Source organism: Streptomyces sp. NPDC008139, assembly GCF_042957025.1.
In the GTDB taxonomy this organism is placed as follows: domain Bacteria; phylum Actinomycetota; class Actinomycetes; order Streptomycetales; family Streptomycetaceae; genus Actinacidiphila.
In genome coordinates, this window is the sequence record NZ_JBIBHM010000002.1 from 447602 (window position 1) to 473679 (window position 26078).

At 70.7% G+C, this 26078-nt stretch carries 24 protein-coding genes and 2 pseudogenes; 15 read left to right on the plus strand and 11 right to left on the minus strand.

Annotated elements, in window-relative coordinates; genetic code table 11:
• Nucleotides 1–68: 68 nt before the first annotated feature.
• From ACFZBB_RS05925 to map, 6 genes are all read right to left on the minus strand, one after another.
• Nucleotides 69–1058, minus strand: a complete 990-nt coding sequence (locus tag ACFZBB_RS05925) for an alcohol dehydrogenase catalytic domain-containing protein (RefSeq protein ID WP_391118210.1) — start codon at nt 1056–1058, stop codon at nt 69–71.
• Nucleotides 1055–1933, minus strand: a complete 879-nt coding sequence (locus ACFZBB_RS05930; protein ID WP_391049820.1) for an ABC transporter permease subunit — start codon at nt 1931–1933, stop codon at nt 1055–1057. Before ACFZBB_RS05930 ends, ACFZBB_RS05925 begins: the two co-directional genes overlap by 4 nt.
• Complete coding sequence (locus ACFZBB_RS05935) at nt 1933–2898, minus strand: ABC transporter permease subunit (RefSeq protein ID WP_391118212.1); 966 nt, start codon at nt 2896–2898, stop codon at nt 1933–1935. Before ACFZBB_RS05935 ends, ACFZBB_RS05930 begins: the two co-directional genes overlap by 1 nt.
• A 103-nt stretch (nt 2899–3001) precedes the next feature.
• Complete coding sequence (locus ACFZBB_RS05940) at nt 3002–4366, minus strand: extracellular solute-binding protein (protein ID WP_391118214.1); 1365 nt, start codon at nt 4364–4366, stop codon at nt 3002–3004.
• A gap of 201 nt (nt 4367–4567) precedes the next feature.
• Entirely contained in the window at nt 4568–5329 is a 762-nt protein-coding gene (locus ACFZBB_RS05945) for a DeoR family transcriptional regulator (protein WP_391118216.1), read from the minus strand.
• Between the two features lie 338 nt (nt 5330–5667).
• The gene (map, locus tag ACFZBB_RS05950) at nt 5668–6435 is read right to left on the minus strand and encodes a type I methionyl aminopeptidase (RefSeq protein WP_391118218.1); all 768 of its coding nucleotides are present in this window, start codon (nt 6433–6435) and stop codon (nt 5668–5670) included.
• Nucleotides 6436–6522: 87 nt separating this feature from the next.
• Here map and ACFZBB_RS05955 point away from each other — a divergent pair, with 87 nt between their 5' ends.
• Nucleotides 6523–6801 (plus strand): helix-turn-helix transcriptional regulator, encoded by a 279-nt coding sequence (locus ACFZBB_RS05955; protein WP_355349207.1) that lies wholly within the window; start codon nt 6523–6525, stop codon nt 6799–6801.
• 116 nt (nt 6802–6917) lie between these two features.
• Here ACFZBB_RS05955 and ACFZBB_RS05960 read toward each other — a convergent pair.
• Nucleotides 6918–7367: pseudogene (locus ACFZBB_RS05960) on the minus strand (AhpC/TSA family protein); the annotation flags it as partial.
• Here ACFZBB_RS05960 and ACFZBB_RS05965 point away from each other — a divergent pair.
• The gene (locus tag ACFZBB_RS05965) at nt 7267–7611 is read left to right on the plus strand and encodes a hypothetical protein (protein WP_391118221.1); all 345 of its coding nucleotides are present in this window, start codon (nt 7267–7269) and stop codon (nt 7609–7611) included. The pseudogene ACFZBB_RS05960 and the gene ACFZBB_RS05965 overlap by 101 nt on opposite strands.
• A 462-nt stretch (nt 7612–8073) precedes the next feature.
• Nucleotides 8074–9117: a hypothetical protein gene (locus ACFZBB_RS05970; protein ID WP_391118223.1), complete on the plus strand. Its 1044-nt coding sequence runs from the start codon at nt 8074–8076 to the stop codon at nt 9115–9117.
• A gap of 35 nt (nt 9118–9152) precedes the next feature.
• Here the strand turns inward: ACFZBB_RS05970 and ACFZBB_RS05975 are convergent, their stop codons facing one another.
• Complete coding sequence (locus tag ACFZBB_RS05975; protein WP_391118225.1) at nt 9153–10121, minus strand: alpha/beta hydrolase fold domain-containing protein; 969 nt, start codon at nt 10119–10121, stop codon at nt 9153–9155.
• 261 nt (nt 10122–10382) lie between these two features.
• On the opposite strand from ACFZBB_RS05975, the gene ACFZBB_RS05980 reads away from it, so the two are divergent.
• The 5 genes and pseudogenes from ACFZBB_RS05980 to ACFZBB_RS06000 form a co-directional block, all read left to right on the plus strand.
• A complete protein-coding gene (locus ACFZBB_RS05980; protein WP_391118227.1) occupies nt 10383–10859 on the plus strand; it encodes a MarR family transcriptional regulator in 477 nt (158 codons plus the stop codon).
• Between the two features lie 290 nt (nt 10860–11149).
• On the plus strand, nt 11150–12169 hold the full coding sequence (locus tag ACFZBB_RS05985; RefSeq protein WP_391118503.1) for a glycoside hydrolase family 11 protein: 1020 nt from the start codon (nt 11150–11152) through the stop codon (nt 12167–12169).
• A 121-nt stretch (nt 12170–12290) separates the two neighbouring features.
• Nucleotides 12291–13319: a polysaccharide deacetylase family protein gene (locus tag ACFZBB_RS05990; protein WP_391118229.1), complete on the plus strand. Its 1029-nt coding sequence runs from the start codon at nt 12291–12293 to the stop codon at nt 13317–13319.
• Nucleotides 13320–13635: 316 nt separating this feature from the next.
• The gene (locus tag ACFZBB_RS05995; RefSeq protein WP_391118231.1) at nt 13636–13977 is read left to right on the plus strand and encodes a DUF5713 family protein; all 342 of its coding nucleotides are present in this window, start codon (nt 13636–13638) and stop codon (nt 13975–13977) included.
• A 124-nt stretch (nt 13978–14101) separates the two neighbouring features.
• Nucleotides 14102–14386 (plus strand): annotated as a pseudogene (locus ACFZBB_RS06000) (transcriptional regulator); the annotation flags it as partial.
• 31 nt (nt 14387–14417) lie between these two features.
• Here ACFZBB_RS06000 and ACFZBB_RS06005 read toward each other — a convergent pair.
• Nucleotides 14418–15311, minus strand: coding sequence for a helix-turn-helix domain-containing protein (locus ACFZBB_RS06005; RefSeq protein WP_391118233.1), 894 nt, complete (start codon nt 15309–15311; stop codon nt 14418–14420).
• A gap of 443 nt (nt 15312–15754) precedes the next feature.
• On the opposite strand from ACFZBB_RS06005, the gene ACFZBB_RS06010 reads away from it, so the two are divergent.
• The 6 genes from ACFZBB_RS06010 (at nt 15755) to ACFZBB_RS06035 (ending at nt 22333) form a co-directional block, all read left to right on the plus strand.
• Nucleotides 15755–18481, plus strand: a complete 2727-nt coding sequence (locus ACFZBB_RS06010; protein ID WP_391118235.1) for a ricin-type beta-trefoil lectin domain protein — start codon at nt 15755–15757, stop codon at nt 18479–18481.
• Between the two features lie 299 nt (nt 18482–18780).
• Nucleotides 18781–19545 (plus strand): G1 family glutamic endopeptidase, encoded by a 765-nt coding sequence (locus ACFZBB_RS06015; protein ID WP_391118237.1) that lies wholly within the window; start codon nt 18781–18783, stop codon nt 19543–19545.
• 353 nt (nt 19546–19898) lie between these two features.
• The gene (locus tag ACFZBB_RS06020) at nt 19899–20216 is read left to right on the plus strand and encodes a hypothetical protein (RefSeq protein ID WP_391118239.1); all 318 of its coding nucleotides are present in this window, start codon (nt 19899–19901) and stop codon (nt 20214–20216) included.
• A gap of 130 nt (nt 20217–20346) precedes the next feature.
• Nucleotides 20347–20925, plus strand: a complete 579-nt coding sequence (locus ACFZBB_RS06025; protein WP_391118241.1) for a hypothetical protein — start codon at nt 20347–20349, stop codon at nt 20923–20925.
• Nucleotides 20926–21018: 93 nt separating this feature from the next.
• Nucleotides 21019–21522, plus strand: coding sequence for an N-acetyltransferase (locus ACFZBB_RS06030; protein ID WP_391118243.1), 504 nt, complete (start codon nt 21019–21021; stop codon nt 21520–21522).
• A 64-nt stretch (nt 21523–21586) separates the two neighbouring features.
• Complete coding sequence (locus ACFZBB_RS06035; RefSeq protein WP_391118245.1) at nt 21587–22333, plus strand: RNase H family protein; 747 nt, start codon at nt 21587–21589, stop codon at nt 22331–22333.
• 7 nt (nt 22334–22340) lie between these two features.
• Here the strand turns inward: ACFZBB_RS06035 and ACFZBB_RS06040 are convergent, their stop codons facing one another.
• Nucleotides 22341–23471 (minus strand): nitric oxide synthase oxygenase, encoded by a 1131-nt coding sequence (locus tag ACFZBB_RS06040; protein WP_391118247.1) that lies wholly within the window; start codon nt 23469–23471, stop codon nt 22341–22343.
• Between the two features lie 336 nt (nt 23472–23807).
• Between ACFZBB_RS06040 and ACFZBB_RS06045 the strand changes: the two genes are divergently transcribed.
• Nucleotides 23808–24047, plus strand: coding sequence for a nuclear transport factor 2 family protein (locus ACFZBB_RS06045; RefSeq protein ID WP_391118249.1), 240 nt, complete (start codon nt 23808–23810; stop codon nt 24045–24047).
• 47 nt (nt 24048–24094) lie between these two features.
• Here ACFZBB_RS06045 and ACFZBB_RS06050 read toward each other — a convergent pair whose 3' ends face one another.
• Nucleotides 24095–25921 carry a glycoside hydrolase family 76 protein gene (locus ACFZBB_RS06050; RefSeq protein WP_391118251.1) on the minus strand — a complete coding sequence of 609 codons (1827 nt, stop codon included), beginning with the start codon at nt 25919–25921 and terminating at the stop codon, nt 24095–24097.
• Nucleotides 25922–26078 lie beyond the last annotated feature (157 nt).

Consider the following 26078-nt stretch of genomic DNA (forward strand, 5'->3'; position numbering starts at 1 on the left):
CCTGTCGAAATCCGCGGCCGGGTCACAATCGGCTACCCCGGCGGACACGGCCGCGGCGCCCGCAGGGCTCAGGGCACCACCTGGATCTTCCGGCCCTTGCCGGCCTTGAACCGCTCGAGCGCCGACGCGTAGTCGACCAGCGGCAGCCGGTCGCTGATGAAGACCTCCGGGTCGAGCACCCCGCCCGCGAACAGCTCGGCGGCCCGCTCGTAGCTGTGCAGGACGGCCATCGAGCCGGTGATCGTGATCTCCTGGTTGTAGATGCGGTACGGCTCGATCGTCGCGCGCGCGGCGTAGTCGGCCACGCCGAACTGGAGGAAGGTGCCGCCCTTGCCGACCCGGTCCAGCGCGTCCTGGATGGCCTGCGCGTTGCCGGTCGCGTCGATCACGACGTCCCAGCCGCGCGGGCGGGCGATCTCGTCCGCGTTGGTCGCCACCTGCGAACAGCCCAGCGCCGTGGCCGTGGTCAGCCGCTCCTCGTTGATGTCGACGACGTCGACGGTCGCGGCGCCGGTCCGCTTGGCCAGCTCCAGCATCATCAGGCCCATGGTGCCGGAGCCGTAGATCAGTACGTGGCTGGCCAGTTGGCTGCGCAGAATGTCGTAGCCGCGTACGGCGCAGGACAGCGGTTCGATCAGCGCCGCGTCCACCGTCCGTATGTGCTCGGGGAGTTTGACGCAGTTGGCGACCGGGGCGACGGCGAATTCGGCGGCGCCGCCGGGGACGGTCACGCCGATCGCGTTCCACCGCTCGCACAGATTGCTCCGCCCGATCCGGCAGTAGTGGCACTCGTGGCAGTACAGCGACGGGTCCACCGCCACCTGATCGCCTACGGTCAGCTCACGGACCTCGGAGCCCACGGCGACGATCTCACCGGCGAACTCGTGCCCCGGCACGATCGGCAGGGTCGGGGCGAACTCGCCCTGGAGGATGTGCAGATCGGTGCCGCACAGACCGCAGGCCGCGACCTGGACCACGACGTCCCGGGGGCCGGGCGCCGGGTCGTCGACGATCTCGATGCCGACGACACCGGGGGAGCTGATGACGGCTGCTTTCACTTGACGGCTCCAAGAGAGAGGCCCTGGACGAGCTTGTCCTGGGCGGCGAATCCGGCGGCCAGTACCGGCAGGGATATACAGACGGCGGCGGCGCACACCTTGGCGAGGAACAGGCCCTGGCTGGTGACGAATCCGGTGAGGAACACCGGCGCGGTGCCGGCCACCACTCCGGTCAGCACCCGCGCGAAGAGCAGTTCGTTCCAACTGAAGATGAACGAGATCAGCGCGGTCGCGGCGATCCCCGGGGTGACGACCGGGGCGATGATCCGTACCAGGATGGTCGGCAGGCCCGCGCCGTCGATCGAGGCGGCCTCCAGGATCTCCACCGGGACCTCGGCGAGGAAGGAGCGCATCATCCACACCGCGATCGGCAGATTCATCGAGGTGTAGAGCAGGATCAGCAGCCAGATGTTGTCCAGCAGACCCGCGTTCTTCGCGATCAGATAGACCGGCAGCAGACCCGCGACGGCGGGCAGCATCTTGGTCGACAGGAAGAAGAACATCACGTCGGTCCACTTGCGCACCGGCTTGATCGACAGCGCGTAGGCCGCGGGGAAGGACAACACCAGGACGAGGGCGGTGGAAACCGCCGCCGCTGTCAGGGAGTTGACCAGCGGCGGCCACGGGCTGACGCCGGTACCGGAGCCGAAGAACTCCCGGTAGCCGTGGAGCGTCAGCGACGCCCCGAGCTTCGGCGGGTTGGTCGCCGCGTCCTGCTCGCTGTGGAAGGAGGTGAGCACCATCCACGCGAAGGGCAGGAAGAAGACGATCCCGCACAGCCAGGCCAGCAGGCCGAGCAGTGAGCGGTTGCGCCGCTCCTTGCGGGCGGCGGGCGCCGTACGGCGGCGGGCGGTGGTCACGGAGACGGTAGCCATCACCGGGTCTCCTCTCGGAACAGCGACGAGACGGTGCGCAGCGCGAAGGTGGCCACGATGATCGACAGGATGACCACGATGACGCCCGCGGCGGACGCCTGCCCGTAGTCGTGCGCCTGGTAGAAGGTCGTGTATACGGTGTAGGGGAGGTTGGCGGTGCCGAGACCGCCGGAGGTGATGGTGAACACGGCGTCGAAGTTCTGCACCACGTACACCGACCCGAGCAGGGCCGCCAGTTCGAGATAGCGGCGCAGGTACGGGAAGGTCAGATAGCGGAAGATCTGCCAGGTGCCCGCGCCGTCCACCCGCGCCGCCTCGGCGATGTCCATCGGCCGGCTCTGGAGCCCGGCGAGCAGGATCAGCATCATGAACGGCGTCCACTGCCACACCAGCGACGCCTCGACGGCCAGCAGCGGGTGGGTGGACAGCCAGTCCGGCTGCGGCGCGTTGTCGCTGCCGAACAGCTTCCACAGCCAGTTGAGCGAGCCGTTGATCAGGCCGTACGACGCGTTGTACAGCGCGTGCTTCCACAGCAGCGCGGACGCCACCGGTACCACCAGGAACGGCGTGATGAGCATGGTGCGCACGATGCCCCGGCCGAGGAACTTCCGGTCGAGCAGCAGCGCGAGGCCGAGGCCGAGCAGCAGGCTGACCAGGACCACGGAGACGGTCAGTACGACCGTGGTGGTCAGGGCGTGGCGCAGTTGCGGGTCGGTGAACTCTTCCTTGTAGTTCTGGAGGCCGGCGAAACCGCGGTCGCCGGGGTCGAGGGCGTTCCACCGCATGAACGAGATCACCAGGGTGCCGACGAACGGCAGTTGGGTGACCACGATCATGAAGACCAGGGCCGGCAGCAGCGGGGCCCGTCGGACCCAGGCGCCGGGGGACCGGCGCGCGGCGGGCGGCGTCGGCTGTTGCTCGGTCTGCGGCGCGCGGATGCGTCTGGTGAGGGATGGGGTGCTCATGGTGTCAGTCGTCTCTCTCCGCTTCGCGCCCCGGGCCCGCCGCCCGGCCCCGTCGTGCGGGGGGCCGGGGGCGGCCGGGAACCGTCGGGTGGGGCGGTGGCGGTCAGTTGCCCGCGTACTTGTCGGCGACCTTCTCGGCGAGCTTCTGGCTCGCGGACAAGGCGCTCTTCACGCTGGTCTGGCCCGCGATGGCGGAGCTGATCTGCTGCGAGACCTGGGTGCCCAGATCGGTGAACTCGGGGATGCCGACGAACTGGATGCCCGGCGCGGGCCGCGGCTGGATGCCCGGGTTTGTCGGGTTGGCCGCCTCGAGCGCGGTCTCGGTGGCCTTGGCGAACGCCGAGGCGGAGGCGACGTAGTCCGGATTCTGGTACGTGGAGGTGCGCTTGCCGGCGGGGACCCGCGACCAGCCCAGTTGCTTGCCGACCAGCTCCTCGTAGCCCTTGCCCGACGCCCACGAGATGAACTTCCAGGCGTCGTCCTGGTGCTTGCTGGCCTTCTGCAGGCCCCAGGCCCAGGTGTAGAGCCAGCCGGAGCTCTTGGTCTGGTCGACCGGAGCGGGCGCGTAGCCGAGCTTGCCCGCCACCGGGGAGTCCTTGGCCTCCAGCGAACCGGCCGCCGACGTCGCGTCGTACCACATGGCGACCTTGCCCTGCTCCAGGTCGTTGAGGCACTCGGTGAACCCGGCCTGCGGGGCTCCGGCTTCGCCGTGGGCGCGCACCAGGTCCACGTAGAACTGCGTCGCCTTGGTGAAGGCGGGGCTGTTGACCTGGGCCTTCCAGTCCTTGTCGAACCAGGTGCCGCCCATGGTGTTGACCACGGTGGTCAGCGGGGCGATGACCTCGCCCCAACCGGGCTGGCCCCGCAGGCAGATGCCCTTCATGCCGGACTGCGCGCCGTCGACCTTCGCGGCGAGGTCCGCGACCTGGGCCCAGGTCGGGTTGGCGGGCATCGTCAGGTTCTTCGCCGCGAAGACGTCCTTGCGGTACATCAGGAACGACGACTCGCCGTAGAAGGGCTCGGCGTAGATGTCGTTCTTGTACGTCAGCGACTGCTGGAGCGCGGGCAGGATGTCGCTCTGCGCGAAGGCCGTGTCGGACTTGGTGTGCGCGGTGAGCGGGGCGAGCCAGCCGTTCTTGGCGTAGATCGGCGTCTCGTAATTGCTGATGGTCGCGACGTCGTACTGGCCGGCCTGGCTGGAGAAGTCCTGGGTGATCTTGTCGCGGACGTCGTTCTCGGGCAGCACCGTGAAATTGACCTTGATACCGGTGGACTTGGTGAAGTTGGCGGCGGTGAGCTTCTGAAGGTCTTCCATCTGCGGGTTGTTGACCATCAGTACGTTGATGGAGTGGCCGCCGGAACTTCCGCCGGAGCCGCCGGCGCCGGAACAGGCCGCGAGCAGGGTGCCGCAGACGGCGAGGGCGAGCGGAGGCAGCAGGCGGGGAAGGCTTCTCGTTCTCGGTGTCATGATTCGTCCCTTTCATGACCGGGGATGAGGGTGGGTGGAGCGGGAGTCGTGGTGCGGGAGGGCAGGGGGTAGCCCGGATCGGCGTACCGGGGAGGTGCGGAAGACGGGGGGAGCGCGGGGACTGCGGGGGGGCTGCGGGGATCTCGGAGATCGCGGGGGAGGTGGGGGGAAAAGGGGAGCGGCGCGGGGCGGGCCCGCGGGTCAGACTCTGAAGACGCGGGGTCCCAGAAGTGCGTAGCGGTGCGCCTCGGCGCTGGACAGACCGGTGTCGGTGACGATCGCCTCGAAGTCGCCGACCTGGGCGAAGCGGCAGAAGCTGCTCGCGCCGAATTTGCTGTGGTGGCCCATGAAGATCCGGCGCCGGGAGACCTCCAGCGCCTTGGCCTTGACGTCGGCGACCACGGGATCCGGTGTGGTCAGGCCGAGTTCGCGGGAGATGCCGTTCGACCCGACGAAGGCCAGGTCGATGACGAACCCCGCGAGCATGTCGCAGGCCCAGGAGCCGACGGTGGCCAGCGTCCTGGACCGGACACGGCCACCGAGCAGCAGCACAGTGGTGTTGGCGGAGTCCGCGACGGCCGCCGCGGTGGTCAACGACGCGGTGACCACCGTCAGCGGCCGGTCGCTGGGCAGCAGAGCGGCGAGCAGTTGAGGGGTGTAGCCCTCGTCCACGAAGACGGTCTCCGCCTCGCCGAGCAGCTTGACCGCCTCGGCCGCGATCCGTCGCTTGTCGGCGACATGCAGCGTCACCCGCTGGGCGAGGTCGGTCTCGAACCCCGCGCCCTCGACGGGATAGGCGCCGCCGTACGTCCTGCGGACCAGACCGCGGCTCTCCAGTACGCCCAGATCGCGGCGGATGGTCTCCGGCGCCACCTTGAGATTGGCGGCCATCACGGTGACCTCGACCTGACCCTGGTGGCGCGCGAGCGCGAGGATCCGATGTTGGCGTTCTTGTGCTCTCACGGTCACCACCTGTCTCTTCGCCGGTCCGGGCAAGGCGTGCCCGGTTTTGCCCGTGGAAGAGTTATACCAACGCCACTTTGACAGGGACCGGCCCATAACGGACAACAAACTGCCCGGTGTTGCCCGGACCGGTCGGCAAGAGTGCCAGTTCAGAGGGAGTGTTGGCGATCAGGTGGTGTGGTGGTTGGCCATACGGCCCGTGGAAGTGCCCGTTTCGGACGACGGGCAGGCAACGGGCGGCCCGCGGGGCACGCGGACTGCGCCGGACGTGCGAGCGGCGGGCCGACGACGGGTGGACCGCGGGCGGACCGCGGGCGGGCGGCGGCGCCCGGGGCGGATCAGACGAGCGTGAGGACGCGCGGGCCCTGCTCGGTGATCGCGACGGTGTGCTCGATGTGCGCGGCGCGGCTGCCGTCGACCGTGCGCAGCGTCCAGCCGTCCGGGTCCGTACGGTATTCGTCGCGCCCGCCGGACATCAGCATCGGCTCGATCGCGAGCACGAGCCCGTGGCGGAGCGGGAAGCCGCGCCCCGGCCGCCCGCGGTTGGGCACGTGCGGGTCCTCGTGCATCTGGCGGCCGATGCCGTGGCCGCCGAAGTCGGTGGGCATGCCGCAGCGCGCCGTGCTCGCCACAGCGCCGACCGCATGCGAGATGTCGCCGAGCCGGTGGCCGACGACGGCCGCCGCGATGCCCGCGTCCAGGGCGCGCTGGGTGGCGGCGATCAGCTCCACGTCCTCGGGCCGGGGCGTGCCCACGATGAAGCTGATCGCGGCGTCGCCCGCCCAGCCGTCGAGCACCGCGCCGCAGTCGATGCTCACCAGGTCGCCGTCGCGCAGCCGGTAGTCGGTGGGGATGCCGTGCACGAGCGCGTCGTTCACCGACGCGCAGATCACCGCGGGGAAGGGGGAGGGGGCGAAGGACGGCTGGTAGCCGAGGAAGGGGGACGTGGCGCCTGCCTTGTCCAGGACGGCGTGGGCCGCCGCGTCCAGGTCCCGAAGCGATACGCCGACGGCCGCCGCCTCCCGTGCGGCGGCGAGCGCCTGTGCCACGACGCGCCCCGCCTCGCGCATCGCGTCGAGCGCCGCGTCGGTCTTGATCTCCACCATGTGCTGTGACTCCTCGTCGTGCGGGCGGCCGGACTCCTTCCGGCCGCGGGCTCGCCCAATACTTATACCGGTATTAGTATCACGGGCATGGTGAGAACACCCCTGACCCCCGAGGAGCGCGCCCGCGGCGAACGCTTCGGCGCACTGCTCCGCGACGCCCGCGGCGACCGCAGCATGGTGGACGTGGCGGCGGCCGCCGGGGTCTCCGCGGAGACCCTGCGCAAGATCGAGACCGGCCGGGCCCCCACCCCGGCCTTCTTCACCGTGGTCGCCCTGGCGGCGGCGCTCGGCCTGTCCCTGGACGTGCTGGCCACGGCCTGCGCCCCGGAGGAGATCGGAGAGGCGGTGCGGGCACTGTCGGCGTGAGGGCGCGGGAGGCGCCGTGGGCGGGAGCCGGCCGGCGCGGCGGCACCCTCGTGCGCCGCGTGCGCGAGCAGTTCGTCCACCGACCACTGGTCGTACGCGTGCTCGCCGTACTCTGCCGCGACGATCCGGCCGTCCGGGGCGATCAGGAAGTCGGCGGGCAGGCCGAGGCTGCCGCCGGTCGGCACGACCGGGGCCGTACGGTTGCGGCGCCGGACCGTGCCCCACATCGAGCTGCCGACCGCGCGCGCGATGGCGGGCCAGACCCGCGGATCGGCCACCGCGCGGATCGAGGTCTCGACCCCGAACTCGCGGTAGAGCGTCTTGTCCGGGTCGCCCACCACGGCGAACGGCAACTCGGCCTCGTACTTCAGCAGTTCCTCGTCGGGGGCGTGGAAGACCACGACCTCGTGGATTCCGGCGGCCCTGATCTCGTCGGCCCGCCGGACGAAGGAGCGCAGGTGCAGAGTGACTGCCGAGAACGCCGGAGCCGCGGCCCTCATCGCGAACAGGACCGCCATCGGCGCCTGGGAGCAGTTCGACATGACCGACGCGGGCGGCGGCAACATCGCGCTGCGCGCCCACGCCAACAACCGCTACGTCAGCGCAGGTTCCGGCAATCTCATCGCCGACTCCACCACAGTCGGCGCCGCCCAGACCTTCACCCTCGTCCACAACTCCGACGGCAGCGTCAGCCTTCGCGCCCAGGCCACCGACCAGTACGTGACGGCCGAGAACGCGGGCGCCGCGCCGCTGGTCGCCAACCGGGCCGCCATCGGCGCCTGGGAGAAGTTCGACCTGATCACCGGTTAGGGCGTGTCCGCGAAGTCGCTCCCCCAGACTCCGTCCGGGAGGTGCCCCCACCGCCCGGAGGGCGGGGCCGGCGGTGTCTGGTGCGTGCGATCGGCAATGGCGGTGGGGGACCCCCGGACGGAGTCTGGGGGAGTGCGTGCAAGGCACCGCCAGCCAGACGAGACTTTGCGGACACGTCCCAGGGGCAGCGGCTCCCGCGCCTGGCGCCTTTCAGTCCGGCGCCGCCATCCCCGGGCAGGGAGGCGCCCCGCCGCGTCCGGGCGCCGACGGCCCGCGCGGGCGGACGTTCCGATTCCGCCCGCCGCGGCGGCGGAGTCCGGCCGACCCGTCGGGAAACCCTCCCGGCGTGGCGCGCGAAACAGGGTGGCCGATCGCCGGAGCAGGTGATCTGATGGACGTCGGGGACTGCCGACGCGGGGGCGCGGCGGCACCGAAGAGCCGGTCGAGGACAGGGGCGGGTCGATGTCGCAGGGGGATCCTGCCGGAGCGGTGCCGGAGTTGGAACCGCGGTCGGGCGCGGGGACCGACGAAGAGCACAAGAGCCAGTTGCTCGTACGGGAAGCGCTCTCGGTCATCGGCGCGGTCGTGCAGACGCTGATGGGACTCGTCGCCGACCTCCAGGCGTGGTGCGCGGTCCTGGAGCGCCGGGCGAATGAGGCGGTCGGCATCGACGCGCCGCCGCGGCGCAGGGAACTGGCCGACCACCAGGACCGGTTGGTCGCCGCGGAGTCCCTGCTGGCCAGAGCCCGCAGGGAACGAGAGGCGGCGGAGGAGCTGGCCATCGGCGTCCGGCAGTCGGCCGTGGAGCAGGGCCGGCCCCGTACGCGACCTGGCCCGTCCCGCACCCCGGTCGTGGAAGACGGTCCCGGCTCCGGCGCCGACGAGGGTTCCCGGGTGGGCGCCGCGATCGCCCGGCTGCGGGAATTCGACCTTGCGCTGGAGAGCGCCGACGAACAGCTCGACGCGTACGACGCCCGGGCCGCCGCCGTACGCGTACTCGTGGAGCCCGGCCCCGAACCGGGCCCGGCCGACGACACCGCCGACGCCGTGACCGGGTCGGCCGCGACGTCGAAGACGGCGGACGGCCACACGGACGGCTACTCGGAGGACGACCGGGGGACGGACGAGGCGGACCCGCCGGAGGACCGGAAGCCGCCGGCCCCGGTCTGGACGACCTGGTGCACCGTCCTGACCGGCTGCGGCCTGCTGCTCGCGGCCATACTGGCCGGCACCAGCTTCACCTACGCGCGCTGGGAGCACCCGGGCGCCGAGGCCGTGACCTGGTACGCGATCGGTGACCTGCTCGCCCTGTGCGTCGTCGTCTTCGTCGGCCTGATGGTGCTCGGCACCCTCGTGGAGCGCTACGAGCTGTCCACCCTGGGGGAGACCTCACTCGTCCTGGCGATCCTGCTGGTGGTGCCCGTACTCGGGGTGGGGATGTGGCACCCCGAGGCCTTCGGCCATATGGGCATGTGGGGACGGTCGTTGGCGCGCTCGCTGGTGTGAGACGCAGGCGAGCGGGCCGCGGGCCGCGGTGACGGTCAGCCGGTGCCGAGCGCTGAACGCAGCACGGTGACCGCCTGGTTGATCGCGCCCTGCGCGGCCTGCGTGCCGCGCAGCGCGTTGAGCATCACGAAGTCGTGGATGATGGCGGGGTAGCGGGTCGCGGTGACGGCGACACCCGCCTGCCGGAGCTTGTCGGCGTACGCCTCGCCCTCGTCGCGCAGCACATCGGCCTCACCGGTGACGACCAGCGCGGGCGGCAGCCCGGTGAGCTGTTCCGTGGTGGCGCGCAGCGGGGACGCGGTGATCTCGGCGCGCTGCGCGGGGTCCTTCGTGTACTGGTCCCAGAACCACTGCATGCCGTCGCGGCGCAGGAAGTAACCGGTTGCGAACCGGTGGTACGAATCGGTGTCGAAGCTCGCGTCGGTGACCGGGTAGAACAGCACCTGCTGGACGAGCGGCACATCACCGCGCTCCTTGGCCATCAAGGTCAGCGCGGCGGCCATGTTGCCGCCGACCGAGTCCCCGGCGACCGCGATACGGCTCGCGTCCAGACCCTTGGCCGCGCCGTCGGTGACGACCCAGCGGGCGACGGCGTAGTTCTGCTCGATCGCGACCGGGTAGCGGGCCTCGGGGGACAGGTCGTACTCGGGGAAGACCACCGCCGCGCCGACACCGGCCGCCAGTTCGCGCACCAGCCGGTCGTGGGTGTGGGCGTTGCCGAACACCCAGCCCGCGCCGTGGATGTAGAGGATCACCGGCAGCGTTCCGACGGCGCCCTTGGGCCGGACGACGCGCACCCGTACGGACTCGGTCGGGCCGTCCTCGACGGTCACCCACTCCTCGTCCACCTCGGGCGCGTCGATCTCGCCGGACTGCACCTCGTCGACCGTCTTGCGGCCCGCCACGGGGCCGAGGTCGAACAGATACGGCGGGTTGGCCGTGGCGGCGGCGAATTCCGCGGCGGCCGGTTCCAGGACGGGTGCTGCGGGGGTGGACTCGGACATGACGGGGACTCCTCGTGGGACGGAAGGGGGAGGGACGGACGGTGTGGGCGTCGGTTCCGGGTGCGCGCCGGGCCGGCGCGTCGTGCCGGATCGTGCTCGGCCGTGCCCTGTCGTGCTCGGCAAGGGGAGCCGGCCACACCCCAGAAGACTAGGACACGATTAGCTCGTGCACAAGCTAATCGTGCACGTTGAAATTGCCTCATGGTGAAGCTAGGCTGATCGGTCGACCCCAGCACCCGTCCCCGAGGAGGGCCGCCCCGCATGGACAGCACGGAAGCCGCCGACGCCGAGCCCGCGTTCTCCCTGCTCCTGGACGACCAGCTCTGCTTCGCGCTGTACGCGGCCTCCCGTGCGGTCACCAGCCGCTACCGTCCGCTGCTGGACGAGCTCGGCCTCACCTATCCGCAGTACCTGGTGCTGCTGGTGCTCTGGCAGCACGGCGACGTCCCGATCAAGGACGTCGGCGCCGCCCTGCAGCTCGACTACGGCACCCTCACCCCGCTGATCAAGCGGCTGGAGGCGGCCGGCCTGGTCCGCCGCGAGCGCAGCGCCGAGGACGAGCGCACCGTCCGCGTCATCCTCACCGAGCGGGGCGACGCGCTGCGCGACCGGGCCCGCGACGTACCCCCCGCGATAGGCGCGGCGATGGGTCTGTCGCCCCGGGAGACCGAGGCCGCCATGACCCTGTTGCGCCGTCTCGCGGACAACGTCTCGGCCGATCTCGCCCGCCGGTCGTAGACCTCGCGCACGCACTCGGAAGGCGTTCCGAAACATTCGGAATTTCAGCCCCTTTGATGTGATCTTGTAGGTGGGCGGTTTTGTGGGTCAACCAATTCCTCCGGCTATTGATGCGCGTCTGCCTGCGGAAATGGTGGGTGCCGTACTCCTGGCTAGTTGCGAAGCTTTCGTAATCGGTGTCGAAAGTGTTGACACGTGACGTGCTCCGCTCAACACTGTCGCGGCAGACGGTCCTCACGAGACGAGGAGGAAGCACGCACATGAACGACGCACCCGCACCCGCACACGACATGAGCCGCAGACGGCGCCCGTTAGGGCTGCTCAGCCGTTTCCGGCTGCTCATCAGCGGCGCCTGCGCGATAGCGCTGGTCGGCGTGGCCGCGCTCATCCTGCCCGGCACCGCCAACGCCGACACGATCATCACGTCGAACCAGACCGGCACCAACAACGGCTACTACTACTCGTTCTGGACCGACGGCGGCGGATCCGTCTCCATGAACCTGGGCTCCGGCGGCAATTACAGCACCTCATGGAGCAACGCCGGCAACTTCGTCGCCGGCAAGGGCTGGGCCACCGGCGGACGCCAGAGCGTCGCCTACTCGGGCAGCTTCAACCCCTCGGGCAACGCCTACCTGTCGCTGTACGGATGGACGACGAATCCGCTGGTCGAGTACTACGTCGTCGACAACTACGGCACCTACCGGCCGACCGGCACGTACAAGGGCACGGTCACCAGCGACGGCGGCACGTACGACATCTACGAGACGACACGGGTCAACGCCCCGTCGATCGAGGGCACCCGGACCTTCAACCAGTACTGGAGCGTCCGGCAGTCGAAGCGGACCGGCGGCACCATCACCACGGGCAACCACTTCGACGCGTGGGCCAGCCACGGGATGAGCCTCGGCAGCTTCAACTACATGATCCTCGCCACCGAGGGCTACCAGAGCAGCGGCAACTCCAACATCACGCTGGGAAGCACCGGCGGCACCACCGGCGGCACCACCGGCGGTTCGACCACGGGCGGTTCGACCGGAGGCGGGGGCAGTTGCACGGCCGCACTGTCCGCCGGCGAGCAGTGGAGCGACCGCTACAACCTCAACGTCTCGGTCTCGGGCTCCAGTTCGTGGACGGTGACGATGAACGTCCCGGCGCCGGAGAAGATCATCGCGACGTGGAACATCAACGCCACGTATCCCAGCGCCCAGGTCTTGACCGCCAAGCCGAACGGCAGCGGCAACAACTGGGGCGTGACGATCCAGACCAACGGCGCGTGGACGTGGCCGACTGTCTCGTGCAGTCCGAGCTGACGCCGTACGCCGGCACGCGCGTAGCCCGTACGCCCGTATCCCCGGACCGCGTTTCCCGGTACCGCGTGTCCCCGTCATCCCCCCACGGAGTTCGCAACGCCACCACAAGGAGGCCCCCCACATGCGAACCAGGCCGCACATGTCATTGCGGTCCCTGATCACGGGACTTGCCGTCGCCGCCACGGCGGTGGCGAGCGTCGTCACCTTCACCGTCGACGCCACCCCGTCGCACGCCGCCACCTGCAACGGGTACGTCGGACTCACCTTCGACGACGGCCCGTCCAACGACCACACCCCGAGCGTCCTCAACGCCCTTCGGCAGAACGGCTTGCGGGCCACGATGTTCAACGAGGGACAGTTCGCCGCGTCCTATCCGTCCCAGGTCCAGGCCGAGATCAACGCGGGGATGTGGGTCGGCAACCACAGCTACACCCACCCCCACCTGATCCAGGAGAGCCAGGCGCAGATCGACTCGGAGGTCTCCAGGACCCAGCAGGCCATCGCCGCGGCGGGCGGCGGCACACCGAAACTCTTCCGTCCGCCGTACGGCGAGACCAACGCGACCTTGCAGTCGGTCGAGGCCAAGTACGGTCTGACCCAGATCATCTGGGACGTCGACTCGCAGGACTGGAACGGCGCGAGCACCGACGCGATCGTGCAGGCCAACGCCCGGCTCACCAACGGCCAGATCATCCTCATGCACGAGTGGCCCGCCAACACGCTCGCCGCGATCCCGCGGATCGCGCAGGGCCTGGCGAGCCGCGGCCTGTGCGCGGGCATGATCTCGCCGCAGACCGGCCGCGCCGTCGCCCCCGACGGCGGCGGTACGAGCGGCGGCGGCACCGGCGGCACCACTGGCGGCACCACCGGGGGCGGTGGCGGGGGCAGTTGCACCGCGACCCTCTCCGCCGGTCAGCAGTGGAGCGACCGGTACAACCTGAACGTGGCGGTGTCCGGGTCGAGTTCGTGGACGGTGACGATGAACGTTCCGGCGCCGGAGAAGATCATCGCGACGTGGAACATCAACGCCACGTTTCCCAGTGCCCAGGTCTTGACCGCCAAGCCGAACGGCAGCGGCAACAACTGGGGCGTGACGATCCAGACCAACGGCGCCTGGACGTGGCCGACGGTGTCGTGCAGTCCGAGCTGACCTGAGCCAGCCCGCGACGAGCGGCGCCGGACCGCGCTGAAGCGCGGGCTCACGCACCGGGGCGCGGGGGGCGCCCGCCCCCCCCCCCCCCGGGGGGGGGGGGGGGGGGGGGGGGGGGGGGGGGCGGGGGCCCCCCCCCCCCGGCGCGGCCGGGGGGGCCCCCCCCCCCCGGGGGGGGGCCCCCCCCCCGGGGGGGGGGGCCGCCCCCCCCCCCCCCCGCCACCGGCGTTGTCAGTGGGGTGGTGCAAGATCGGGGACGTCGGACATTCCACACTGGACGCGGGGCTGATCCAGGGCAGAAGGGGAGGGCGTCGCCATGACGATCACCAACCAGCAGGTCAAGGAACGGGCGTTCCTCGAGGTGCTGTACGAGGACGAGTATTTTCCCGACCACGTCCTCGACAAGGGGAAGGCCATCCTGCTGGACCTGTGCGAGCGGATCGAGGCGGAGCGGCCCGCGGACCTGAAGACGCTGTACGCGCTGACGGCGGTCGCGACGGAGCGGTTCAACGCTCTGGAGGCGGAGTTCGACGCCGCGGGCAGCGAGATCGAGACCGTGGCACGGGAGGAGATAGGCGGGGACATCTGGTTCGTGGCGACGGCCTACGGCTTCGAGGACGCGGACGTCGAGGAACTGATCGCCGCCCGCGAGTGGTGACGGCGCGAGTGGCGCCGGCCGCCGACGACCGTTGACGCCCGCCGACGACCGGTGGCGGCGCGGCTCAGGCCGCCGCGCCGCCGTCCACCCGCAGAACGGCCCGTCACGTACGACGCGCGGCCCGCTACCCGACGACCCCGAGGTGACGGAGCTGGTGGCCGAGCTGCGGGCCGGGAGCACGGAATTCCGCGAGCGGTGGGCCTCTCACGACGTGCGCAGCGAGCCCACCCTCCGCAAGACCTTCCAGCACGCGCTGGTCGGGCCGGTCACCGTCAACTGCGACGTCCTGGACATCACCGACCGGGACCAGCAGGTCGTGATCTACACCGCGCCGCCCGGCTCGCCGTCCGAGAAGGCGCTGCGGCTGCTGTCCGTCATCGGCACCCAGCGCATGGACGTGACCGGCTGAGCCACCGCCCGGCCGCGTGCGGGCCGGCCGGTCATCCGAGCGGGTGCTCCTCAGCGGCCGATGCGGGGGTGTCACCGGCCGGGAGGTGGGACGCGGCCCACGAGGCGAGGAAGCGCAGGCCCTCGTGGGTACGGCTGCCCGGCTCCGCGGTCCAGACGATGAGCTGCTGGTCGGGGTCGGTGCTCGCGGTCAGGGTGTCCCAGTCCAAACTGAGCTCCCCGGCGACGGGATGGCGCAGGGCCTTGGTGCCCACGCTGAGCGGGGCGACCTGATGGGTGGCCCACCACTGGCGGAACTGCTCGTCCTGCACGGACAGTTCACCGACCAGTTCGACGAGCCCCGGGTCGTCGGGGTACTTGGCGGCCTCCATCCGCAGCTGCGACACGCAGGTGCGCGCCACTTTCTCCCAGTCCGCGTAGAGCGATTTCATCGACGGATCGGTGAAGATGATCCGCACGTAATTCCGGTGCTTTTCCGGGATGGCCGAGAAATCGGTGATGAGCGCCGCCGCGAGTGAATTCCACGCGATGATGTCCATGCGACGGCCCATGACAATGGCGGGGGTCGCACCGAGGTCGTCCAGGAGCCGTCGCAATTGTGGCTGGACTTTCTGCCGGGTGCGGCGGCGCGGTCGCACGAGTGTCTTCCCGGCCAACCCGAAGAGGTAGTCGCGCTGGTCGTCGTCCAGCCGCAGCACCCGGGCCAGGGCGGCCAGCACGGACACCGAGGCATGGATACGGCCCTGCTCCAGCCGGGTGTAGTAGTCGGTGCTGATCGCGGCGAGCTGTGCCACTTCCTCCCGGCGCAGCCCGGGAACCCGCCGAGGTGTACCGGGGTCCGGCAGCCCAACGGTGCGCGGGCCGAGCTCCGCCCGCCGGGCCTTCAGGAACTCGCCCAGCTCATTCATGTGCGCGTCGCCGGTCATGCCAGCCATTGTCGCACCGGCGGCCTGCCGCGTGAGGGGGAGAGTTTCCTCCCCGGATGTTCTCTTCCCGTGAGCCGGCGCTCCCTTTTCGTATTCCCGTGAGGAATGTGATCGCGGCCGTCGAATGGCCGCGGCGGTGGGACAGCCGATCACAGGGTGCCGAATGCTCTTTCCCCGGCCGACCGGGCCGCGCTGATCAACTCCCGCCTTCGCCACTCCCGCCTTCGCCACTTCCGCCCTCACCGCTCACGCCCGCCGATGATCCACTTCGAGCGCGGTGCGACGAGCCGGGGGCCGCTGACGACGACTGTTGACGTTTGTTTCTGTTTTCTTCGTTCGTCATATTGACCAAGAAGTGAACATGACAACACACTGAACGCCATCCCCCCACGGTGAAGGGTTCAGTCATGTTACGAACATGGAGATTTGCCCCGTTGTGGGTCATGGGGCTGCTCATCGCACTGCTGACCGTCGGCGTCGCCCCCGCGAACGCGGCCACCACCACGATCACGGTGGACGGGACACAGGGCGGCCGGACTTTCGACGGCATCGGCGCGATCAGCGGCGGAGGCGGCAACTCCCGGCTGCTGACGGACTATCCGGCCGCGCAACAGGCGCAGATCCTCGACTACCTGTTCAAGCCCGGCTACGGCGCGAATCTGCAACTGCTGAAACTGGAGATCGGCGGCGACGCCAACTCCACCGACGGCTCGGAACCGTCGATCGAACACGTCAAAGGCCAGATCAACTGCGACGCCGGATACGAATTCTGGCTCGCGGAACAGGCCAAGGCCCGCAATCCGAACATCGGTCTCTACGGCCTCGCCTGGGCCGCGCCCGGCTGGATCAACGGCGGCTTCTGGTCCACCGACACGATCAACTACCTGATCTCCTGGCTCGGCTGCGCAAAACAGCACGGCCTGACGATCAAGTACCTCGGCGGCTGGAACGAGCGCGGGCACGACGCCAACTGGTACGTGCAACTGCGAGCGGCGCTGAACACCGCCGGATACTCCGGTGTGCACCTCGTCGCCGACGACAGCGGCTGGGGCGTGGCCGACGACATGGCGAACAACGCCGCGTTCAACAACGCCGTCTCGATCATCGGTACGCACTACTCCTGCGCGGGCGGCGACGGCGGCGGCGCCGACATGTGCAGCAGCACCGCCGCCGCGCAGAACAACGGCAAGCCGCTGTGGGACAGCGAGAACGGCTCGCAGGACATGAACACCGGAGCCCCCGCCCTGATCAGGGCCATCACCCGCGGCTACACCGACGCCAAGATGGTCAGCTACTTCAACTGGCCGCTGCTCGCCGCGATCTACCCCAATCTGCCGTACAACACCGTGGGCCTGGCCACCGCCAACTCGCCCTGGTCGGGGAACTACACCATTGGCGCCAGCACCTGGGCCACCGCCCAGGTCACCCAATTCACCCAGCCCGGCTGGAAGTTTATCGACTCCGCCTCCGGCTACCTCGGCGGCGCCGAGTCCAACGGCACCTACGTGACGATCAAGTCGAACACCACCTCCGACTACTCCACCGTGCTGGAGACCACGACCGCCACCGCCGCGCAGACCGTGAACCTCCACGTCCAGGGCGGCCTGTCCACCGGCGTCGTGCACGTCTGGGCCACCCAGGTGAACGCGCCGAGCGCGGCCACCTCCTTCGTCCACACGCAGGACGTCACCCCGTCGGCCGGCTCGTACTCCCTGACGCTGCAACCCGGTTACGTCTACACGGTCACCACGACCACAGGCCAGGGCAAGGGCACCGCCACCGGCCCGGCGGCGCACGCGCTGCCGCTGCCGTACTCCGACCCCTTCGACGCCGTCGCCACCAACACCGAGGCCCGGTATCTCTCCGACATGCAGGGCTCCTTCGAGGCGCGGCCCTGCGCCGGCGGACGGTCGGGGCAGTGCGTGCAGCAGGTGGCGCCGGTCAAGCCGATCGAATGGCAGGAGGACTCCGACGCGTTCACCCTCCTCGGCGACACGACCTGGTCGAATTACACGGCCGGGGTCGACGTCAACCTCCAACAGGCGGGCACGGTGACCCTGTTGGGCCGGGCGGGTACCCAGTCGCGGCCCCAGAGCCACCAGGCCGCCTACCAGTTGCGGCTCTCCAACACCGGAGCCTGGTCGATCGCGAAGAGCACCAGCGCGGGCAACCTCAGCACGCTGACGTCCGGCAGCCACGCCGCGCTCGCGCTCAACACCTGGCACACCGTGACGATCGGCTTCTCCGGCGACCAGATCACCGCGACCCTCGACGGCGCCACCCTGGGCACCGTCAACGACAGCTCGTACACCAGCGGCCAGGTCGGTTTCGGTGTCGTCGGCTACCAGACCGACCAGTTCGACAACCTCTCGATCACCCCGAAGGCCGCGGGCAACGTCAGCGGCTTCCTCAAGGACCGGCACTCCGGGATCTGCGCCGACGTGCCCGCCCGCGGCCAGGCCAACGGCACCGTGGTCACCCTGTGGGACTGCAACGGGGAGACCAACCAGACCTGGACCGCCACCCCCGCCAAGCAGCTCATGGTCTACGGCACCAAGTGCCTGGACGCGGCGGGCGGCGGCACCGCGGACGGCACGGCCGTCGACATCTTCGACTGCACCGGCGGAGGCGGTCAGCAGTGGAACGTCAACGCGGACGGCAGCGTCGTCAACGTCGGCTCGGGCAAGTGCCTCGACGTGACCGGCGCCGGGACCGCGAACAGCACCCCGCTCGAACTGTGGACCTGCAACAACGGCGCCAACCAGAAGTGGGACCGCGGCGCCGTCGCGGCCTCCCTCACCGGTCAGGACTCCGGCCGCTGCGTGGACGTACCCGCCGCAAGCCAGGCCGACGGCACGAAACCCGCGCTGTGGGACTGCAACCGCGGCAATCAGCAGACCTGGACGTCCACGGCCACCAACCAGTTGACCGTCTACGACACCAAGTGCCTGGGCACCATCGGCCACGCCACCGCGGACGGCACCGGCCTGGAGATCAACGCGTGCGACGGCAGCGCCGCCCAGCAGTGGCGGGTCCGCTCCGACGGCACGGTCGTCAACGTGGCCTCCGGCACCTGCCTGGACGCCATCGGCGCGGGGACGGCCAACAGCACGCCGCTGGACATCTGGACCTGCAACAACGGCGGCAATCAGAAGTGGGCGCGCAACTGAGCGATGCCCGAGGCCGGTTCTCGCCGGTCCGCCGCGCGTGAGGCCGTCCCGGCGTCCGACACCCGGACGCCGGGACGGCCCCTTTTTGCCCCTGTTCAAGTGCCGTGGAGATCAACTGGACGTGCCCACAAGGCGACTTGGCGTGAGTTTTGCCGATCGTTTGATTCCGCCTGCACCTACTCGCCGCGCTTGTCAGCACACTGTCAAGCACCACTGGTGCCACGCACCCCTCAGGGGTCACACACCCCTCCGGTCGCGCCGGTGACACCTGTACCGCGAGACCCGCGAGAAGGAGCAGCATGTCGGCAACAACGCGCATCACCGCCGTATCCGCCGTGGCCGCAGCAGTCCTGTCCGCCCTCGCGACCGCGCCGTCCGCGGTCGCCTCGGCCGACTCATCGGTCCGCCTCACCCCCATGGGCAGCCACCGCCTGATCGGCCCGAACAGCCGCATCGTGCACAGCACCAGTTCCAACTGGGCCGGTTACGCGGCCACCGGCTCCACCTTCACCAGCGTCTCCGCGAGCTGGGTCCAGCCGTCGGTGACCTGCACCAGCGCCACCACGTACTCCTCGTTCTGGATAGGTCTCGACGGCGACGGCAGCAACTCCGTGGAGCAGACCGGCACCGAGGCGGACTGCTCCGGCGGTCGCGCCGTGTACTCCTCGTGGTACGAGATGTACCCGGCCTATCCCGTGAACTACTCCAACGCGGTGAGCCCCGGCGACCACTTCACCTCGACGGTCTCCACCAACGGCAGCGGCTCGTTCACGCTCACCCTCAGCGACACCACCAAGAACTGGACGAAGACCACCACGAAGACGCTCCAGGGCGCCTCCCTGGCCTCGGCAGAGATCATCGCCGAGGCGCCGTCCAGCTCCACCGGCGTCCTGCCGCTCGCGCACTTCAGCACCGCGTCCTTCACCAACGCCACCGCCAACGGCCAGGCGATCGGCACCTACGGCCCCGACAAGATCAACATGGCCTCCGGCAGCACCACCAAGGCGACCACCTCCGCGCTCTCCGGCGGCAACGCCTTCAGCGTCACCTGGAACCACAGCTAGGGCCTGTCCGACGGATCACGAACGGCCCCTTCGGCGCCTGGCACGCACGCCCGCCGCGTTGCCGGAATACCCGAATAGCTCCGCTATGAGGCCGTCCCGGCGCCTTGCGCTCGCACGCGCCAGGCGCCGCCTGGACCGCCCATGATCCGCCGGACAGGCCCTAACCCAGCGCCTCCGGAGGCCCACCGCGCAGGTGACCGCGCCGTACGGAATCCGGCACCGCGCGCGGCTCCTCCGTCCGGATGACGTACCCACGTCAGCCGTACCGCGAGGTGCCCGACACGCCGCACGCCGGCAGGCCGGGCGCCTCACGGGTGGGATGGTGGGCGGCGGAACGGGCAGACGTAACCCTCATGACCACCTATGTTGTGACCGTCCCCGGCACCTTCCTCGACGCCCCGACCGCCGAGGCCCGCTCGGCGCTCGTACGTGCTCTGCGTCCCGTCGACCCGCAGAGCACGGACTTCGGCGAGGACGAGGAGCTGGACATCCTGACGATGTACGGCGACTCCAGTGCCTTCAGCGTGCGCGTCGCGGTCGACGCCGACAATCCGCCCGCCGCCGAGGGGGCCGCGCGTGACCTCGTCAACGACGCGCTCGGCGTCGCGGGCTTCACCGAGGAGACCGCCCGGCTCGGCGACCCCGTCATCACCGGCATCGACGCGGAGTGAACGGCGCCGCGGGCGCGGCGGACCGGTCCCCGACGAGGGTCCGCCGCCGCTGTCCGCCCGCCCGCCCGCCCGCGGATCTGAGTACGGGAACTCACGCGCCCGCCACCGCCCGGCGGGCATGATCGTGGGCATGACCCGAGCCCGAGGCCGCAGAGCCGCCCTTGTCCTCCCGCCGTCGCTGACCGCCGTGGCGGCGCTCGCGCTGACCGGCTGCGGCACGCGGACCGTGGACAGCACGGGGGCCGAGGCGCCGTCCGGACGGCCCACCGCGGCGGTCACCTCGGCCTCGCCGGCCGACGCGCTCTGCCCCGGCGAGACCCCGAAGCCGACGCCCACCGCCCCGGCCGTCACGGAGAACCCCGAGAACGGCCACTACGCCGAGAACCACGGCTTCATGATGCCCCTGCCGCTGCACGGTCAGCGCCGCTGCGACGGCCTGACCGAGGTCCGCCGGGTGACCGCGGCCCTCGAACCTCTCCGAAAAAAGGGTGACTTGAGTGCCGGCCGGGTCCGCGCCGGCCTCGTCGCCCTCGGCTACGCCCCCGAGTCGGTCAGCGTCTCGGCCTACGGCTCCACCTATGTCGGCTTCGTCGTCGACCACACCCCGGTCTGTCTCAAGGGCGCGCTGAACACGGCCGTCACCGAGGTCGACGCCTTCGCCGGTTACGCAGACGGCACCGGCTGCCGGCAGCCGAGGGGCGGTCACTGATCGCCGACGGGCCTTCGCGGACCGTCCGCCGCCATGTCGCGGCGGCGATAAATCCGGTGCGGTGCGACGTTCCACCGCGTTAGCCTCCGCCGCATGACCTGGCTGCCCGCTGACTTCGTCCACCCTGTCCGCGTCCCCCTGCCCGGCGGCCACCATCTGCGCCCGATCGCCGGATCCGACACCGCGCTCGACTACCCCGCGGTGATGGGCTCGCGCGACCGTCTCTGGTCGATCTTCGGCCCGGCCTGGGGCTGGCCGCCCGCCGACATGACGTACGAGGCCGACCTCGCCGACCTCGAACGGCACGAGACCGAGATCGCCGCGCACCAGTCCTTCAACTACGCGCTCTTCGACGACGCGAACACCGCCCTGCTCGGCTGTGTCTACATCGACCCGCCGGAGAAGGCGGGCGCCGACGCCGAGATCTCGTGGTGGGTGGTGGACGACCGGGTGGGCACCGACCTGGAGCGGGCGCTGGACGCCCTGGTGCCGCGCTGGATCGCGGAGGACTGGCCCTTCGAGCGCCCGCGCCACATCGGCCACGACCTGTCGTGGAAGGAGTGGCTCGCCCTGCCGGACCACTCGCCCGAGCCGTAGCCCCGCCTCGCCCCCGCCGGGGCGCCTCCTCGGGCCGGGGCCGTACGCCCGCCCGCGGGCTGGCATGATCTCTGGCATGGCAGAACGCATCATCGCCGCGTGTGACGGGGCATCGAAGGGGAATCCGGGACCGGCCGCATGGGCCTGGGTGATCGCCGACGGTACGGGGGAGCCCGACCGCTGGGAGGCGGGCCCGCTGGGCACGGCCACCAACAACGTCGCGGAACTCACCGCCCTGCTCCGGCTGTTGGAGACCGTCGACCCCGCCGTGCCGATGGAGATCCGGATGGACTCCCAGTACGCGATGAAGGCGGTCACCACCTGGCTGCCCGGCTGGAAGCGCAAGGGCTGGAAGACCGCCGCGGGCAAGCCCGTCGCCAACCAGGAACTCGTCGCGGGCATCGACGCGCTGCTCACCGGCCGTGACATCGAGTTCAAGTACGTCGCCGCCCACCAGGTCGACGGCGACCGGCTCAACGACTACGCCGACCGCGCCGCCAGCAACACCGCCATCACCCAGCAAGCCTCGGGCACCCGGTACGGCTCCCCGCCGCCGCCCCACAACCCCGACACCCCCCGCGCTTCGTCCGCCCCCAAGCGCAAGCCCGCCGGAAGCGGAACCGGCAACGGCGGCGGGACCGGGACAGCGAGCGGCGCCACCGGCACCAAGTCCGCCTCCTCGCGCACCCGCAACGCCAAATTCCCCGGCCGCTGCCGCTGCGGCCGCTCCTACGCCGCGGGCGAGCCGATCGCCAAGAACCCCGACGGCTGGGGCCACCCGGAGTGCCGCGACCAGGACGGAACGCGGTAGCGCCGGATCAGGCGTACGAGGCGCCGTCCGCCCCTTCCCGCGGGTGGCGGACGAAGCCGGGGCTGAGGACGCGGTCGTCGTAGGTGCGGTGGAAGACCGGGGTGGTGGCGCCGGACATGGGCGGGACGATCCAGGCCCAGTCGGCCTGGACCTCGCGGCCCTTGCGCCGCTCGCGGTCGAGGTGCTGGAGGAAACGTTCCGCCTCGGTGTGGTGGTCGGCCAGAGTGACTCCGGCGCGGTCGAAGGAGTGCAGGACGGCGCGGTTGAGTTCGACCAGGGCGCGGTCCTTCCACAGGGAGCGGACGCTGCCGGTGTCGATGCCGAGACTGTCGGCGACGCGCGGCAGGAGGTCGTAGCGGTCGACGTCGGCCAGATTGCGGGCGCCGATCTCCGTCCCCATGTACCAGCCGTTGAAGGGCGCCGCCCCGTAGCAGACGCCGCCGATCTCCAGGAACATGTCGGAGACGGCGGGGACCGCGTGCCAGCGCAGTCCCCACTGGGCGCTCCACGGGCGCTCGGGGTGGTCGAGCGGCACGTGCAGGACGGCGTCGGAGGGCAGGTCGAACAGCAGGGGTTTGTCGTCGACGCCCTCGACGATCAGCGGGAGCACGTCGAAGGCGGTGCGCGGGCCGCCGGACCAGCCGAGCCGGGTCGCGAGGCCGGTGAGGTCCGCGGTGCGCGGGTCACCGGTGACCGTGCCGTCGGCCGCCCGGTATCCGGCGTAGCGGATGAGCTGCTCGTTCCTGATCCGCGGGCCGCGCCGCTCGGGAGTGTCAGGGGCGAAGACCGAGATCAAGGGCCTGATCCGGCCGCCGTTGGTGGCGATGCGCAGATGCGTCGCGCACTCCTCGGCGATCTCCTCCGCCTCCGTGACGTGCCGCAGGTCGCGCACCTGCAAGGACCGCCAATAGAGCCGCCCGATACAGCGGTTGCTGTTGCGCCACGCGACCCGCGCGCCGAACGCCAGCTCCGCCGAGGTGTGTTGATACGTGCCTGTGTCGCTGATCTCCGCGCGCACCGCCGTGAGCCTGGCGTCCAGGTCGCCCGCGGCGGGCTCCTCGCCGTGGTAGAGCCGCAGGAACTCCTCGGCCTTGCGCCCGAGTTCACGCGCCGCCCTGAGCTTCGTGCGCGCCGCCATCACGTCCACGGGGGCCGTCGGCGGCAGTGGCTCGCCCCCCGCGTCGTCATGCCCTGCCGTGTCGCGCTGCCGGAGTCCCGGTCTGTTCAGGATTCTGAGTATCACAGGCACCTCGGATCGACGAAGGGCTGACCTCGATCGACGGTCCCGGAATTCACTTCCCGGTGTGACACGACCGTCGGCAGTGATCACAGTTGGCCGGACTCCGTCCGAACCGCGTCGCCTTCTGCCCGCCGACACGTCCGGGTCCGACCGCCGCCGGACCGTACGGCGGCGGTCGCGTGCGCACTACGCCGGCAGACCGGTCGGGACGGGCCCGGCCCGAGAGGAGTCCCGTTGCCGCTCACCACCGAGGACCGCATCGCCGTCACCGAGCTGATCCACCTGCACGGCCACCTCTTCGACGGCGGCGAACTCGACCGGCTGGACGAGCTGTTCACCGCCGACGTGGTCTACGACGTGTGCGACTACGGCGGCGGAGCGCTCGTCGGCGTCGCGGCCGTCCGGGAGGCGGCGCTCACGCTCGACCGGGACGACCGGGCCAGGGACGACCGTGCGCGAGACGACCGTGCGTGAGACGACCGTGCCCGCGACCTCGCCCGGAGCCTGAGGCCCGCGCCGCCTCAGCCCGCCGCCAGCAGCGCGCTGAGCGCACTGGCCTGTGTGCGCCAGTCGCGCACATTGGGATGGTCCGTGCTGCCCTGGCCCGACCACCGCTCGCCGAGACGGTTGAGCGAATCGCGGTCCGCCGACCAGATCGAGTCGCCCTGGGTGGTGGCGAAGCCGCGATAGGCGCCGCCCGCCGCGCCGTTGAGGTCCTGGAGGTAGCGCATGAAGACGCCCTTGAACTGCTTGGCGTTGTCGTCGCAGGTCGCGCTCAGCGCGTCGCACTGCTCGGTGAGCAGCCCCGAGGTGACCAGCGACGGTGCCGAGACCGCTGCGTCGGCCAGTTGGCGCGCCTTCGTCAGCGCCGTACCGTCACCCGTGGCCCGCCAGATCTCCACCGCGGCCCCGATCGCCAGGCCCTGGTTGTAACTCCACACGGTCTGGCCGTTGTTGGCGCAGCCGCCGGTGAGCCCGTCGTTGACCAGCCCGGACGCGTTGATCAGACCGCTGTTCCTGAACCAGTTCCAGGACGTGGTCGCCCGGCCCAGCCAGGTCGTGTCCCCGCTGATCCGATTGTGCAGCTCTGCGGTCAACCGCACGTACAGCCCGTTGGTCACCGCGTTCTTGTACGTCCGCTCGCGGTCCCACCACACCCCGCCGCCGCAGGTGCTCGTGTCCCACAGCCCGTTGACGTACGTGGCGATCGTGACGGCCTCGTTGAGATACGTGACGTTTCCGGTCAGGTCGTAGGCGTCGATCCAGGCCAGGGCCCACCACTCGGCGTCGTCGGTGGCCCGGCTGATGAAGTCGCCGTCGATCGGGTCGGAACTGCGGGCCCCGGCGGGGAAAGCGGCCTTGTTCACCTGGAAGGTGCGCGCCACCACCCACAGATAGCGGGTGTCGCCGGTCTGCCGCATGTAGTCGATCACCGTGCTGAGCGCCACCGCGGAATTCCACCAACTCGACGGCCAGTAGGCGGTGTTCGGGTCGTAGGAGTACATGAGGGCGTCGGCCGCCGCCGCGCTGCGGACCGTCGTCGGCCGCGCCCACGCGGTGCAGCTTCCGTTCTGGCCCTCGACGGCCCGGCCGCAGGCGCGCACCGCGCCGCCGTAGAGCTTGCCGAGCGGATCGGAGGTGTTGAACTCCGCTGTCCTGGTGCCCGACGCGCCGGACGGCACGGATGTCCGCCCCTTCGACGATCCGTCGGGCCAGCTCGCGCCGCCGTCCCACGAGCGGTCGAGCCAGATCTCGTCGCCCGCGGCGCCGCCGGAGACCGTGCCCCAGGCCATCCCCGAGTTGTCCATGTGCAGCGCGATGGTCCGCCCGCTGAGCGTCGCGTCCGCCACCGGCCGGGTGTCACCGGTGCCCGTGGACACATCGGCGCCGTCGCAGCGCGCGGCACACACGCTCAGCCGCGCCCAGTCCGTACAGCCCACGCCCTGCGCGTCACCGCACGCCCGCAGCACGGCGCGCCGGTGGTGAGTGGGGTCGTAGAGGTTGTACATCAGGGTGCGCGTGCCGGTCCAGGTCGACGGGATCGAGGCCTTGCCCAGCAGCCCGTCCCAGGTCGTCCCGCCGTCCCACGAGCGGTCCAGCCACACCGAGTCGTTGAGCTGCCCCACGTCGATGGACGCCCAGGCCATGCCGTCGGCGTCCGAGACGTGCAGCGAGACCCGGCGTCCGTTGAGGGTCTTGTCCGCCACCGGGAAGGTCTCCTGCCCTGCCAGCGACGGGTCGCGGGTGTCGCAGTAGACCGCGCACACGGTCGTGGCGTCGCTCGGCGCGGCGAGCGCGACCGGCGACGCCGTAAGCGACGGCTCCGCGGATGACGGCTCCGTGGACAAAGATCCCGTAGACGGTGACCTCGTGTGCGACGACCCCGCAGCCGCGGAGGGCGACGAGCGACCCGAAGGCGAGGCCGACGCGATGCCCGGCTGCGCGGCCAGGACGAGCAAGGCGAGGAGAAGAACGCGCCACAACCACCGTCTGCTCACACGACAC

Excerpts from the sequence above, each read along its gene's own strand:
- ACFZBB_RS06035 (WP_391118245.1), top strand. The coding sequence starts at position 21,587 with ATGATCTCTGGCATGGCAGAACGCATCATCGCCGCGTGTGACGGGGCA.
- ACFZBB_RS06040 (WP_391118247.1), bottom strand. The coding sequence starts at position 23,471 with ATGGCGGCGCGCACGAAGCTCAGGGCGGCGCGTGAACTCGGGCGCAAG.
- ACFZBB_RS05955 (WP_355349207.1), top strand. The coding sequence starts at position 6,523 with ATGGTGAGAACACCCCTGACCCCCGAGGAGCGCGCCCGCGGCGAACGC.
- ACFZBB_RS05980 (WP_391118227.1), top strand. The coding sequence starts at position 10,383 with ATGGACAGCACGGAAGCCGCCGACGCCGAGCCCGCGTTCTCCCTGCTC.
- map (WP_391118218.1), bottom strand. The coding sequence starts at position 6,435 with ATGGTGGAGATCAAGACCGACGCGGCGCTCGACGCGATGCGCGAGGCG.
- ACFZBB_RS06030 (WP_391118243.1), top strand. The coding sequence starts at position 21,019 with ATGACCTGGCTGCCCGCTGACTTCGTCCACCCTGTCCGCGTCCCCCTG.
- ACFZBB_RS06020 (WP_391118239.1), top strand. The coding sequence starts at position 19,899 with ATGACCACCTATGTTGTGACCGTCCCCGGCACCTTCCTCGACGCCCCG.
- ACFZBB_RS05970 (WP_391118223.1), top strand. The coding sequence starts at position 8,074 with ATGTCGCAGGGGGATCCTGCCGGAGCGGTGCCGGAGTTGGAACCGCGG.
- ACFZBB_RS05940 (WP_391118214.1), bottom strand. The coding sequence starts at position 4,366 with ATGACACCGAGAACGAGAAGCCTTCCCCGCCTGCTGCCTCCGCTCGCC.
- ACFZBB_RS06005 (WP_391118233.1), bottom strand. The coding sequence starts at position 15,311 with ATGACCGGCGACGCGCACATGAATGAGCTGGGCGAGTTCCTGAAGGCC.
- ACFZBB_RS05975 (WP_391118225.1), bottom strand. The coding sequence starts at position 10,121 with ATGTCCGAGTCCACCCCCGCAGCACCCGTCCTGGAACCGGCCGCCGCG.
- ACFZBB_RS06010 (WP_391118235.1), top strand. The coding sequence starts at position 15,755 with ATGGGGCTGCTCATCGCACTGCTGACCGTCGGCGTCGCCCCCGCGAAC.
- ACFZBB_RS05935 (WP_391118212.1), bottom strand. The coding sequence starts at position 2,898 with ATGAGCACCCCATCCCTCACCAGACGCATCCGCGCGCCGCAGACCGAG.
- ACFZBB_RS05995 (WP_391118231.1), top strand. The coding sequence starts at position 13,636 with ATGACGATCACCAACCAGCAGGTCAAGGAACGGGCGTTCCTCGAGGTG.
- ACFZBB_RS06015 (WP_391118237.1), top strand. The coding sequence starts at position 18,781 with ATGTCGGCAACAACGCGCATCACCGCCGTATCCGCCGTGGCCGCAGCA.
- ACFZBB_RS06025 (WP_391118241.1), top strand. The coding sequence starts at position 20,347 with ATGACCCGAGCCCGAGGCCGCAGAGCCGCCCTTGTCCTCCCGCCGTCG.
- ACFZBB_RS05985 (WP_391118503.1), top strand. The coding sequence starts at position 11,150 with ATGAGCCGCAGACGGCGCCCGTTAGGGCTGCTCAGCCGTTTCCGGCTG.
- ACFZBB_RS05930 (WP_391049820.1), bottom strand. The coding sequence starts at position 1,933 with ATGGCTACCGTCTCCGTGACCACCGCCCGCCGCCGTACGGCGCCCGCC.
- ACFZBB_RS05990 (WP_391118229.1), top strand. The coding sequence starts at position 12,291 with ATGCGAACCAGGCCGCACATGTCATTGCGGTCCCTGATCACGGGACTT.